The sequence below is a fragment of the Okeania sp. SIO2C9 genome (assembly GCF_010672455.1).
In the GTDB taxonomy this organism is placed as follows: Bacteria; Cyanobacteriota; Cyanobacteriia; order Cyanobacteriales; family Microcoleaceae; genus Okeania.
This window is the reverse complement of the sequence record NZ_JAAHGO010000081.1, coordinates 1-12,777: the sequence shown is the minus strand read 5'-3', so window position 1 is coordinate 12,777 and position 12,777 is coordinate 1. Positions and strand designations below refer to the sequence as shown.

At 39.2% G+C, this 12,777-nt stretch carries 10 protein-coding genes and 1 pseudogene; 7 read left to right on the top strand and 4 right to left on the bottom strand.

What is annotated here, in order from left to right; translation table 11 throughout:
• Positions 1-404: 404 nt before the first annotated feature.
• Positions 405-4,154 carry a BamA/TamA family outer membrane protein gene (locus F6K23_RS42425; RefSeq protein ID WP_367267898.1) on the bottom strand — a complete coding sequence of 1,250 codons (3,750 nt, stop codon included), beginning with the start codon at positions 4,152-4,154 and terminating at the stop codon, positions 405-407.
• A 79-nt stretch (positions 4,155-4,233) separates the two neighbouring features.
• The gene (gene purC, locus F6K23_RS33745) at positions 4,234-4,962 is read right to left on the bottom strand and encodes a phosphoribosylaminoimidazolesuccinocarboxamide synthase (protein WP_293164509.1); all 729 of its coding nucleotides are present in this window, start codon (positions 4,960-4,962) and stop codon (positions 4,234-4,236) included.
• A 375-nt stretch (positions 4,963-5,337) separates the two neighbouring features.
• On the opposite strand from purC, the gene F6K23_RS33740 reads away from it, so the two are divergent.
• Positions 5,338-5,712 (top strand): hypothetical protein, encoded by a 375-nt coding sequence (locus F6K23_RS33740; RefSeq protein ID WP_293164507.1) that lies wholly within the window; start codon positions 5,338-5,340, stop codon positions 5,710-5,712.
• Positions 5,713-6,177: 465 nt separating this feature from the next.
• On the opposite strand, the gene F6K23_RS33735 is transcribed toward F6K23_RS33740, so the two are convergent.
• Positions 6,178-6,342, bottom strand: coding sequence for a hypothetical protein (locus F6K23_RS33735; RefSeq protein WP_293164505.1), 165 nt, complete (start codon positions 6,340-6,342; stop codon positions 6,178-6,180).
• Positions 6,343-6,518: 176 nt separating this feature from the next.
• On the opposite strand from F6K23_RS33735, the gene F6K23_RS33730 reads away from it, so the two are divergent.
• The 3 genes from F6K23_RS33730 (at position 6,519) to F6K23_RS33720 (ending at position 8,700) form a co-directional block, all read left to right on the top strand.
• Positions 6,519-6,989: a transposase gene (locus tag F6K23_RS33730; protein WP_293164502.1), complete on the top strand. Its 471-nt coding sequence runs from the start codon at positions 6,519-6,521 to the stop codon at positions 6,987-6,989.
• A gap of 18 nt (positions 6,990-7,007) precedes the next feature.
• A complete protein-coding gene (locus F6K23_RS33725; RefSeq protein WP_293164499.1) occupies positions 7,008-7,130 on the top strand; it encodes a hypothetical protein in 123 nt (40 codons plus the stop codon).
• A 688-nt stretch (positions 7,131-7,818) separates the two neighbouring features.
• Positions 7,819-8,700: a hypothetical protein gene (locus F6K23_RS33720; protein WP_293164496.1), complete on the top strand. Its 882-nt coding sequence runs from the start codon at positions 7,819-7,821 to the stop codon at positions 8,698-8,700.
• 128 nt (positions 8,701-8,828) lie between these two features.
• Here F6K23_RS33720 and F6K23_RS33715 read toward each other — a convergent pair whose 3' ends face one another.
• A complete protein-coding gene (locus tag F6K23_RS33715; protein ID WP_293088335.1) occupies positions 8,829-8,972 on the bottom strand; it encodes a hypothetical protein in 144 nt (47 codons plus the stop codon).
• Between the two features lie 486 nt (positions 8,973-9,458).
• Between F6K23_RS33715 and F6K23_RS33710 the strand changes: the two genes are divergently transcribed.
• From F6K23_RS33710 to F6K23_RS33700, 3 genes and pseudogenes are all read left to right on the top strand, one after another.
• Complete coding sequence (locus tag F6K23_RS33710; RefSeq protein WP_293164493.1) at positions 9,459-11,570, top strand: TIGR00300 family protein; 2,112 nt, start codon at positions 9,459-9,461, stop codon at positions 11,568-11,570.
• 74 nt (positions 11,571-11,644) lie between these two features.
• The gene (locus F6K23_RS33705) at positions 11,645-12,064 is read left to right on the top strand and encodes a transposase (protein ID WP_293164490.1); all 420 of its coding nucleotides are present in this window, start codon (positions 11,645-11,647) and stop codon (positions 12,062-12,064) included.
• A gap of 380 nt (positions 12,065-12,444) precedes the next feature.
• Positions 12,445-12,573 (top strand): annotated as a pseudogene (locus F6K23_RS33700) (zinc ribbon domain-containing protein); the annotation flags it as partial.
• Positions 12,574-12,777: the final 204 nt, after the last annotated feature.

Below are 12,777 nucleotides of genomic sequence, written 5' to 3'. Positions count from 1 at the left end.
TCACAAGAAGCAGGTAGGGACGTTGCATGCAACGTCCGTACACATCAATTTGTCACGTTATGTGACGCTTTGTATCAGTTTTATGAAGCAGTTATAGAGAACTTCAAAAAAGTACCATTTGATATCAAATCCGTTGGCTTCGGAGTAATATAATTCTGTTGATCGTCATACAATGTGTAAGGGCGTTAGCGACAGCTTTGCGTTAGCAAATGGCCATTCGCCCCTACAGTTCTTTAATACTGAATAACACCGATGCTACCGGATTTGATATGATAACCGGATTTGGCATTGCTAAAATGTAATGGTAAGTAGCTGAAGGTAAAATTGAAAAACTTATGTTTCGCGTTGATACTTAATCTAAAAATCATTACCACTCAGCAACGCCCATAAATTAGAACTTAGTATTAGAAACGCTCACCAATACCGAAGTGGAAACGAGTATCACCTTCATCATTAATAGCGTAATCAACTCTAATTGGACCGAGAGGAGATTGTACCCGAATACCAGCACCATAACCTATACCATCTCCTGGTTTATTCCTCACACCTCCAGGATTACCAATAACAGAACTTTGACTATCAAATACTGTTGCAGCATCAATAAATAAAGCGCCTCCAAGAAATCCAAATACAGGAAAGCGATACTCAACAGTTCCCAACACGAATGTACGACCTGCTCCTACAGAACCTTCATCATATCCACGAACTGTGTTAGTACCACCTAGAGGAAAAGCTTCATAAGGAGGTAAATCTCCAATTATATGACCAGCTTGTACATTAAAGGCCAAAGCTTCAGGTCCATCAACGAATTTAGTAAAGTCTACTGGAATATAGAAACTGTAATTAGCTCGTAAACGATTCAATGCAATCTCTGCTGAACCTATAGGAATAGACTGTTCTGTACCAAATCTTAGTAAACTACCGGAAGTAGGTTGTCGGGGATTATTGCGTCGATCGTTGACAATACCAAATTGAATAGTAAGTAGATCGTCTTCCCCAGAATCATCAACAGTCAATTTATTACCTAATTCATCTCTAGGTTCAGTATCACCATCACTATCCTGAATTTCTACTCGTTCATATTTTAGCCCTAAAGAAGCTGTCCATTCCGGTTCCACAAATGGATTAGGAATAAACGGACGGGTGAAACTAACTCCACCTCCTGTACGAATAACTCGTGGGTTGTCACCATTAGGCAGATCGACATCGCGCTGGTCGCTGTCTTCGTCAGAGTCAAAAATTACTGAAATTGCCCGTCTTCTGAAGGCATTAACAGTGTAAGAAAGGCGGTGGTCATCTCCACCTACCCAGGGATCGGTAAAGCTAACATCAGCAAGTAATAATCGTTCACCTACTTGAAACTCGCCACCTAATTTCTGATTATTACCACCAATGTTTTGTTGTTGATAACTAACTGTACCAAATAATCCACTTGCAGAACTAACCCCACCACCAAATGCTAGAGAACCTGTACTTTTTTCTACAATATTCACAATCACATTTGCCTTGTTAGGATCGTCTGGTGCTGGTTCTAAACCCAATCTAACATCTTCAAAAATTCCTAAACCAAACACTCTCCTAATATCTTTTTCTGCTGTTTGTCGCTCAAAGATGTCTCCTGGTTGAAGTTGAATTTCTCTAGTGATGATATATTCACGAGTACGACCCTCAATTAAATTACCTTCTTCATCTGTTGTTTCTCCTTCTGCACTCACAAAGCGCACTTGAATATCTTTAATTTCTCCTTCTGCAACTTCCAGAGTAACTGCACCATCGTCACTGACTTGGGGAGCGCCAATAACTTGTCCGAGAACGTAACCGTTATCTTGATACCATTGGTTAACTTGTTCGACACCTCCTTCAAAAATTTTCAGGTTCAGAGTTTCACCATATTGCTCGCTGAATATTCTGTCTACTTCACTTTCAGGCAATACTTGAGCACCTTCTATTGTTACAGAGGTCAATACAGGGTTAGGTTCAACTTCAAAAGTTACTCGTACACCAAGGGGAGTATCTTCTGGTAATGCTTTCACGTTTCGGAAGAAACCAGTGGCAAATATGGCGTTAATGTCTCTCTGTAGTTGAGAGCGAGTTGTAGTACGTCCAGCTTGAGTACTAATAACTTGGTATACTTGGTCTTCTAGTTCTCCGTCTACTCCACTAACTACAACTTCAGCGACTAGCACTAAGGGTTCTGCTTCTCCTGTAGAGGGTTCTGTTGGTTGTGATTGAGAAAGAGTAAATTCTTCTGATTCTATTGCGGAGGGTGGGGTGTTGCTATCTGGTTCTTCGGGGACTTCTTCTTCTGGGGATGGCATTTGGGCCAAATTATCTGATGGGTCTAATGTTGATGTGAATTTCTGTTGATTTTGAGTAATTTCACTATTAAATAAAATTTCTTGAGACAGGATAGAAGCAAATTGTTTATCTGTGGTTGGTTCTAATTTAGTTTCTCTACCCTTTGCCAATTGTAAATCATGAAAATTTTTACGGCTATTTTCGACAATTTCTGAGGTAGGAATATCAGAAACAAACTGTTTATCTATAGTAGGCTCTAATTTAATTTCTCCACCCTTTGCCAACTGGAAATCCCGAGAATATTTACTCTGATTATCGACAATTTCTGAGGTAGGAATATCAGAAAAAAACTGTTTATCTATAGTTGGTTCTAATTTAGTATCTACACTCTTTGCCAACTGAAAATCCTCAGAATTTTCCCGGCTATTCTCGACAATTTCTGAGGTAGGAATATCAGAAACAAACTGTTTATCTATAGTTGTTTCTAATTTTGTTTCTCCACCCTTTGCCAACTGGAAATTCTCAGAACTTTCCCGGCTATTCTCGACAATTTCTGAGGTAGGAATATCAGAAGCAAACTGTTTATTTGTGCTCGGCTCTAATTTTGTTTCTACACCCTTTGCCAACTGGAAATTCTCAGAACTTTCCCGGCTATTCTCGACAATTTCTGAGGTAGGAATATCAGAAACAAACTGTTTATGTATAGTTGTTTCTAATTTAGTATCTACACTCTTTGCCAACTGAAAATCCTCAGAATTTTCCCGGCTATTCTCGACAATTTCTGAGGTAGGAATATCAGAAACAAACTGTTTATCTATAGTTGTTTTTAATTTAGTATCTACACTCTTTGCCAACTGAAAATCCTCAGAATTTTCCCGGCTATTCTCGACAATTTCTGAGGTAGGAATATCAGAAACAAACTGTTTATCTATAGTTGTTTTTAATTTAGTATCTACACTCTTTGCCAACTGAAAATCCTCAGAATTTTCCCGGCTATTCTCGACAATTTCTGAGGTAGGAATATCAGAAGCAAACTGTTTATTTGTGCTCGGCTCTAATTTTGTTTCTACACCCTTTGCCAACTGGAAATTCTCAGAACTTTCCCTCTCATTTTCTACAATTTCTCCATCAGGAATATCAGAAGCAAACTGTTTATTTGTGCTCGGCTCTAATTTTGTTTCTACACCCTTTGCCAACTGGAAATTCTCAGAACTTTCCCTCTCATTTTCTACAATTTCTCCATCAGGAATATCAGAAGCAAACTGTTTATTTGTGCTCGGCTCTAATTTTGTTTCTACACCCTTTGCCAACTGGAAATTCTCAGAAGTTTCCCTCTCATTTTCTACAATTTCTCCATCAGGAATATCAGAAGCAAACTGTTTATTTGTAGTCGGCTCTAATTTTGTTTCTATCGTTTTATTGATTAGAGTTAGTGAAGGAATATGTGTACTTTCAAAATTATCTAAAGCGAAAGCGAAAATTTCTGCAAATTCCTTATTAAAAACTGAACTGTATTTACTATGTATAGTTTTACCAATAATTACAGGTTTTGTAATTTCTCTAACCTTAAATAAAGCATGAAAATCAAGTCTTATTGCCTCTTTAGACCAAGATATATCGGACAAATTATTATTGATACTACCAAATAATTTTTGTGAAGGAAAATGAGACCCTAACTCTAAAAAAGATTTAGTAGAAGAAAATTTGTTAAATTGTTTTCTTGAATTAATAGATATAGCAATAAAATTACTATCTATATCAGTATTACTTTTCGATATTTGACCATTAGCAGATTTTGAGATTCCAAAAGTTGTTGAAGCAGCAAAAATTACCACTAAGAACGGAGACAAGCGCATATAATTCTATCCCCTACAATCCACACACCAGTTAAATTTTCCATACAAACTGTAAAATTGTACACCATTGCCTGGGTTCTCAACCTGTCTGAGCCAAAATCCTTTCTAAGACTTGTTGATATGCCGTTTCTACATTACCAAGATCGTGACGGAAGCGGTCTTTGTCCATTACTCTCAAGTTTGAGTCAGTTTGAGATTGGTCCCAAAGTCGGCAGCTATCTGGACTTATTTCATCCGCAAGAATCAGATTATTTTGCCGATCTAGGCCAAATTCGAGTTTGAAGTCCACCAGAGTAATTTGACATTGGTTAAAGAAATTTTGGAGAATATCATTAATTTTTAGGGCAAAAGTCCGTATTTGCTCTAATTGTTCTGGGGTAGCTAGTTCCATTATTAAGAGGCGATCGCGTGTCAAAAGTGGGTCTTGAAGACTATCATTTTTATAGCAATATTCCACTAGAGGAAATTTCAATACTGTTCCTTGTGCTAATCCAGTTTGTTTACAAAGACTACCTGCAGCAATATTTCTCACAATAACTTCGATAAGTAAAATTTTCACCTTTCTGACTCTCATTTTATCTGGTGCAGGACAGTCAATAAAATGAGTAGGTATGCCATTAGCTTCTAGTAGTTTAAATATATGACTAGAAATCGTACAATTAATTCTACCTTTCCCAGTTATTGTGCCTCTTTTTTGAGCATTAAATGCTGTGGCATCATCTTTAAAAGAAGTAAGTAATATTTCTGGGTCGTCAGTAGTATATAAAATTTTTGCTTTACCTTCGTAAAGCTTTTGATTAGATGACATAAAAATTCTTGAATAGTAAAGTCAAAATAGAGCGATGAGCGATCGTTACTAATTACTCTTTTATGTGCATATCACAGTATAAGCTTAATGTCAATATTTTGATCGAAATTTGAGGTTATCTATTAAAAACTATAAAGATTGGTATAGACAGATAACAAAATTAGACATATCCAATAATAAAAAATTAAATCAATTATCGCACTCTTATTTATCAATTCTTTCCCCCTACTCCCTACTCCTTACTCTCTCTTGTCTTGAGATGTCTATTAGATTAGATTAAACAAAATTAATATTCAATGTCTTGTCCGAGGGTCTCTTTTCTGAGAGGATAAGAAGGCATCGGAATTTCTTCAATCAGATCAAGGAATGAAACAGATGATGAATTGGACAAAATCTGTAGCAGTTAGTACTTTATTATCTATTGCTGCTATTGGTAGTATGAGTCTTACTTCTATAGCAGTAGGATCGCCTCAGAATACTAAAAGTGTAGAGCAGTCTATCACTGTCCCCACTGAAGCTGAAGAGCAACTAGCTCATAGTTATGGTCATGGTCATAGTTCTTATGGTAGCTGTCGTCGAGTAGCAACTCGTCATCGCAACTTGCGAGTTAGGACACATCCTTGGGGTAGAATTATAGGAGGTTTACATCCTGGTGCTCATGTCCGTGTCATTGGCTACAGTCATGGTTGGGCAAAAATTTCATCTCCTTATTATGGTTATGTATATAGTCGTTATTTGAGACATTGTTGACATACTCCCGACGTTGCGCTTAGGCGACAACGCGGGATTCTTCAGTCAGGGAAGCCCTAACCGCAGTTTCGTGTGAGGTGATGTCCTTCCCCTGTGTTGATAACAATCCTATTTTTTGTATCAGAAGTGCTGAGTTATAGTCACGGTCTAACTCCTGACCACATTTAGGACATGAATGCCAGCGCTCTGATCAGCTTTGAGAAACTCTTTTTAGACAGTCCTAACAATGTTGAGACGTACCTTTAGGATCTACTTTGATGACTCGTTTGCCAAGTTTCCAGGCTACATACTCTAACACATCAAGAAATTGATAGTAGCGGCATCCTTTCAACAATTAATAATGAATAATGAATAATGAATAATTACCTCTCCATGAATTGAAGAGGATTGACAAATTCATGAAAATTTTTCTTATCTTGGTCGATTGGATATGGCGAGGAGACCTCGCCATCCCTCGACCGCTTATTATCCCCTTAAAAGGGGAGGCGCATACCCACAATTTTTCGGTAAAGACTTATTTAATCCTGACTTAGCTGATTGACCATTTGGTAATAACTGACCATTATATCCTAATTTAACTTTGCAACGTCGGACTAAATTTGATATTTGATAAGTCTTCAAGGAAGGCATTTAAAAATTTTCTAACTATTCCTAAACGTGGATTTCCAGTCTTTAAGAAAAAAGGTAGAAAAGACAGCTTTTACTTAGAAGGAAGTATTAAGATTTTCCAAGGAAACTACATAAAATTACCCAGAATAGGAGTAGTAAAAACTTATGAAATCTTGCCTTCTTGCAGAGTAAAAAATGTGAGAATATCCAAACGAGCAGATAGTTGGTACATCAGTTTTAAATATGATTTTGAATCTTATCCAACAGAAAAAGTTGGAGAAACTATTGGGGTAGATATAGGCATAAATACATTAGCAACCTGTTCTGATGGCAGCAAATTTGCCAATGTCAAAGCCTACAGTCAAGCCAAAAAACAATTAGTTCGTCATCAACGTGCAGTTAACAAAAAAGTTATTGGCTCCAAAAACCGACTCAAAGCAGTAAAAAAATTAGCCAAAGCACACAAAAAAGCGGATGCGACCCCGCGACGACGCCAGCTCGCTTGCGGAATGCTGACCAAGAGAGGGAACGCGCACCAAGCAGTAGCTGACATCAGAGCAGACACTCTACATAAACTCACTTCATGGTTAGCTAAAAACTACAGCACCATAGTAATGGAGGATTTAAACGTAAGTGGAATGCTCAAAAATTATAACCCACCCCTCTAGCTCTCCTCCCGGGAGGGGATGGGGGTGGGTGCAGACTGTGGTTTTTATGAATTTAAGCGTCAACTTACATACAAATGTGAATGGTACAGCAGTGAATTAGTCATAGCTGATAGATTTGTGCGACTAGTTTGGCCTAAGTAAACTAAGTTTGTGTTCAGCCAGTCCTTTTACCGGGATAACTCTGATATTCATGGAGGTTCAATTCCTTCCCACGCGGATACCGTGTGACTCCAATCTCCCTGGTTTGAGAATTAGCAACTCTGTCTCTCGGTGCATGGGGATAAAGCGAAGCAAGGTTCAACAATGAATAATGAATAATGAATAATGAATAATGAATAATTACCTCTCTATGAATTGAAGAGGATTGACAAATTCATGAAAATTTTTTTTATTATCCCCTTAAAAGGGGAGGCGCATACCCACAATTTTTCGGTAAGTTTGGGTAAGTTTAGTAGAACGGATATAGTAGATAACTTATGCGCCAAGTGGAATTGTAAGTTGATTAAGTTCAATGGTGAGGTAGTAGAAAACTTAGAGCTGAGTTTCCATAACAAATCAATAAAGCTTACTTCAAAGTTGTATCAAGGAAGTGAATCTTAATCTCTTTGAACACCCACAGTAAAAATTTTAGGCAGTAGGGAATAGGAAGCAATTTGAAAGATAAAAACATTTTTATTATGGCTAATTAATGAGACTTGATATAAAACTATAAAATAATTTCAGAATGCTAAGAATTGTGTCAAAAAAAACTTTGATGACAAGACCAGAAATACAATCAATAATAATGAAGAGCTAAAACACAAGCTACTAAGAAAAAAAGGAGTCAAAAGTGAGCGATTCAATCATTGATTTACTAGATGAACTACCTAGTGATAATCTAACAGTAAAAACACTCAATGCTCTAGATTTCGTAGTACCTGGCGAGTGGGAAAATGTAGTAGGTTTTGATAAAACTATTGAAGTAATTACAGGTGAGACAGATGCAGACAGAATTATGGATATCCGCAACAAAGCGATCGAGCTATACAATGACGCGGATAATGGATATCAGGGAGCTATATGGTATTACAACCTAGTTGATAATGTAGACGGCGCTCTTGCTGCAGCAGCTATGGCCGAAATAGTCAGTGAAAAAATCCCCTTTTTAAGCTTTTTAGGAAACTTAACTCCCAAAGCTGATACAACTCAATCTGTTGACCTGTGCCTAAAAATTGTAGCAGAGTTGATAGCTTATAGTAAACTCAATGGTCTGCCCATTCTTAATCCAGGAGAATTTGTCGCAAACCTGACTGAGGAGTATAGTGGTCCATCTCTAATGCGAATGGCTGCCTTAGTTTGTCTTGATGGTTTGATACCTCTAGGTCCAGACTTCCTGCAAAAAGTACAAGATACCCTTGATGGAGAAGGTGAAAGTGCTTTTGCAGATAATGCAGTTTTTGGAGCAATTAGCGATACCATTCCTGGAGATGACAAATTTGGCTTTATTAGTGAGACCTTCGGAGCAGTTCAAGGGTGGATGGATAACTTGGTTGGGTCAGTTGGTTTAACCCCAGAAAGTATTTTTGACAAAATTGGTGGCTTTATCGACTTTTCTGATGACGCTTTAGATGTTGTAGCTGCATTTCTAGATAAAACCACAAATTACTTTCAACATACAGGCACTCAATCTGTAGCTAGAAAGTTGATACAGCGTGCAGCAGAAGAGGCATAATGAACGAAGTCAGAAGTCAGAAGTCAGAAGTCAGAAGTTGTTTTTGTATCGCGCGTAGCACTAGGGAATAGGGAATAAGGAATAGTAAACTGTTTGACATCCTCCCCGGCCTAAAGGCGCGGGGATTCCTACTGAGCCGTAGCTCTTCGGCGGGTTGACGCTTCACAGGGTGCTGCTTCCTTGGCGGTAGTCTGATGCTTCCCTCCACGTCCGTTTAGAGTTTCCGAGTGCCCCCCGGCAACTAATAACAGTTTAGCATATATCCAATTCACTTGCAAATGAAATAAAAAGTCGCCCTACAAGGGCGAGGCTTTAAACCCAATTTTTCGGTAAAGGGTTTTCGGTGCGGAAACGCTCCGCGAACAGGGTTGAGAAATGTCCTAACCTTAATGCGTAGCGCTATAATGGGGATTTGAGCAAGCCTCCAAAAACATTTTGCTAATCAAGGTGGGGTTGCGCGACCCAATTATGTTGATAATTCTCATTTCCATACAAACTCTATTTGATGTAACGCTACCGTGATAATATAAAGTATTAGCCTTTTCAAGCTAAAATGCCACTCCTAAATTATTTGGGAGTGGGTTTTCCTTTGGCTATCAAACAAACTCAGTAGACCAATATTATAGATATAGCAGTCGAAGCAAAGCTTAGGATATTCCTAAATGCTCAAATGATCGTCAGAGATAACTTCTGACTTCTGACTTCTGACTTCTGACTTGCGCGTAGCGCTATACATGACATCTACCCGGTAATAAATTATGAATGATTCAATTCGCTTTCTGATGTGTGCCCCTGACCACTATGATGTAGACTATGTCATTAATCCTTGGATGGAGGGAAATATTCATAAATCCTCACGCGATCGCTCCGTTGAACAATGGTATAAACTCCACGACATTATTAAAGAAAACGCGGTCGTAGACCTAGTAACACCTCAAAAAGGATGGCCTGACATGGTATTCACTGCCAATGCAGGTCTGATTCTGGGAAATACTGTTGTTCTCAGTCGTTTTTACCATAAGGAACGTCAAGGAGAAGAACCCTATTTCAAAGAATGGTTCCTAAATCAGGGTTTTATCGTTCACGAACTCCCCAAAGACCTTCCCTTTGAAGGAGCAGGAGATGCCCTCCTAGATAGAGAAGGTCGTTATCTTTGGGCAGGATATGGCTTTCGTTCAGAATTAGACTCCCACCCACTGCTGGCAAAATGGCTCGACATCGAAGTGCTATCACTGAGACTTATAGACGAGCGCTTTTATCATCTTGATACCTGCTTCTGTCCTCTAACAGGAGGTTACTTACTTTACTATCCTCCGGCATTCGACTCTTACTCCAACCGCTTAATTGAAATGCGAGTGCCACCAGAAAAACGAATAACTGTCGCAGAAGCAGATGCAGTTAACTTTGCCTGCAACGCAGTTAACATCAACCAAACCATCATTATGAACAAGGTGAGTGAAAGCTTGAAATCACTCCTTACCGAAGTAGGTTTCAACGTCATTGAAACACTTCTAAGTGAATTTCTCAAAGCAGGCGGTGCAGCTAAATGCCTCACTCTTAGAGTTACAGAGCCAATTATACCCGATCGTTATGCCGTTGTACAAGTTGAAAGTCGTACCATTCGTATGGAAGGACATTTACTGGACTCTGGCTTGATCAACCAAGCTTTAGATTTAATCGTTGAAGGTGGAGGTAGTTTCAAAGTACTCAACTTTAATCTTGGAGAACAACGTCAAAGCACTTCCCTCGCTGAAGTGAAAGTTTCTGCACCTTCCCATGAGGTCATGGAAGAAATAATGAGTCAACTCATTGACATTGGTGCATTAGTGCCAACTGAGGATGTGGAGGATGCTAAGTTGGAGTCAGTGGAACAAGATGGTGTTGCCCCTGATGATTTTTATGTATCTACTATTTATCCTACTGAAGTTAGAGTCAAAGGTCAGTGGATACGAGTACAAAATCAAAGGATGGATGGAGCGATCGCCATTACTGAAACTGACGGTAAGATTCAAGCAAAATGTAAAGTGCTGCGGGATGTAAAAATTGGCGAAAAAGTCGTGGTAGATGTCATAGGTATTCGCTCTATCCGCAAAACAGAATCCCGTGAAAAACGAAATAAAGAAGAGTTCAGTTTTATGTCTGCTGGCGTTTCTAGCGAACGTAGAGTAGAATTGATTGTTGAACAAGTGGCTTGGGAATTACGGCAAGTTCGCGATCGTGGAGGCAAAATAGTAGTTACAGCAGGTCCAGTGGTGATTCACACTGGTGGTAGTGAACATTTAGCACATTTGATTCGTCAAGGATATGTGCAAGCATTGTTGGGTGGTAATGCTATAGCAGTTCACGATATTGAACAATCACTGATGGGAACTTCTCTTGGTGTGGATATGAAACAGGGAGTTGCAGTTCATGGTGGGCATCGACATCATCTGAAGACTATTAATACTATTCGGCGTTGTGGTAGCATTGCTCAAGCAGTTGAGACTGGTATTTTGAAAAAGGGTGTGATGTATGAGTGTGTTAAGAATAATGTACCCTTCTGTTTAGCAGGTTCGATTCGTGATGATGGACCTCTGCCTGATACTCAGATGGATTTGATTAAGGCACAGGAAGAATATGCAGAGTTGTTGAAAGGTGCTGATATGGTTTTGATGTTGTCAACTATGTTGCATTCTATTGGGGTGGGGAATATGACACCTGCTGGAGTGAAGATGGTTTGCGTTGATATTAATCCAGCGGTGGTGACTAAATTGAGCGATCGCGGTTCTGTTGAATCAGTGGGAGTTGTGACTGATGTTGGTTTGTTCCTCAGTTTATTGGTTGCCCAATTGGAGCAATTGACAAGTCCTTATTCTGTAGCTAAAGCATAACTTTAGAAGTTATATCATGTCGGGTTAAATACTTATAGAACCCATTTGATATCTATTTAAAAAGAGATAGGGAGGTGGGGAGATGGAGAGATAGGGGGATGGGCAGATGGAAGCATTTTTCAACCTGCTTGGTGCGCTACCTGCTGCGCCTAAGGGCGGTGAGTGTGCGCCCTGCGGGTTCCCAAGAGCTTGTTACTCCTAAATCTGTAACTATTAGCAGAAAAGCCGATCATTGGTTCATTAGTTTCAAGATAGACTCAGCTGCCATAAATACTGAAAAATCAGTAGATGTAGTTGGTGTAGATTTAGGTATAAAATCTCTAGCAACCCTCTCAACTGGTGAAGTATTTGAAGCAGCTAAGTCTTATAGAAAGTTAGAAGCAAAACTTTCTCGGTTGCAATATCTGAACCGACATAAAACTAAGTTCTCTAGCAATTGGAAAAGAGCTTCTCTCAAGATAGCTAAACTACATAGCATGCAGAGCCAACATTAGAAAAGATACATTGCACAAGCTAACTACTTACTTGGACTTAACCACAACCCACACCCATCCCCTCCCGGGAGGGGAGCTAGAGGGGTGGGTGAAGACCTTAATGTATCAGGAATGATGGCAAACCACAAGTAGGGGTGATTCGCGAATCGCCCCTACAAAGGCTGTTGCTGATATGGGGTTTTATGAATTCAGAAGACAGGCGCGAGTATAAGTGTAATATCATGTCCGGATAATTAGTTATAAAAAAACTTTCTCCTTCAACTCCAGTTCTTCTTCTTTCTTCCCTCTTTCCTCTTTCCTCCTGACTCCTGACTCCTGAGGACTCCGTAGTTATTTATTTATCACTGTTCAACCGGACATGATATAAGTTATATGATTCTGAACTAATTGTTGTGGATAGATGGTTTCCCAGTTCTAAAACTTGCTCTAACTGTGGTCAGGTGAAGCAGTCTTTATTCTTATCAGAACGTGTATTCAACTGTCAGTTCTTAAATTTTATTTATAACTGACCCGTCCGCAATTCGTAGCTCCCCCGGAGGGGGCACATGATATAAAACCCGATTTAGTATTACTCCGGTTCAACCAAATTTAACTTCCCTGGCGGGAAGTCCCGCGCTCTCCCGCACCTTTAGCGTCGTATGGTCAAGCCAGGGCCAAGATTCGGATACCTTCATAAGCTAAACGTTCATATGCCCTTGACAAGCTAGGTACAT

Bases quoted from the DNA above. Each gene is read 5' to 3' on its own strand.
- F6K23_RS33710 (WP_293164493.1), top strand. From the start codon at position 9,459: ATGAATGATTCAATTCGCTTTCTGATGTGTGCCCCTGACCACTATGAT.
- F6K23_RS33725 (WP_293164499.1), top strand. From the start codon at position 7,008: ATGGGGGTGGGTGCAGACTGTGGTTTTTATGAATTTAAGCGTCAACTT.
- purC (WP_293164509.1), bottom strand. From the start codon at position 4,962: ATGTCATCTAATCAAAAGCTTTACGAAGGTAAAGCAAAAATTTTATAT.
- F6K23_RS33735 (WP_293164505.1), bottom strand. From the start codon at position 6,342: ATGCCTTCCTTGAAGACTTATCAAATATCAAATTTAGTCCGACGTTGC.
- F6K23_RS33740 (WP_293164507.1), top strand. From the start codon at position 5,338: ATGATGAATTGGACAAAATCTGTAGCAGTTAGTACTTTATTATCTATT.
- F6K23_RS42425 (WP_367267898.1), bottom strand. From the start codon at position 4,154: ATGCGCTTGTCTCCGTTCTTAGTGGTAATTTTTGCTGCTTCAACAACT.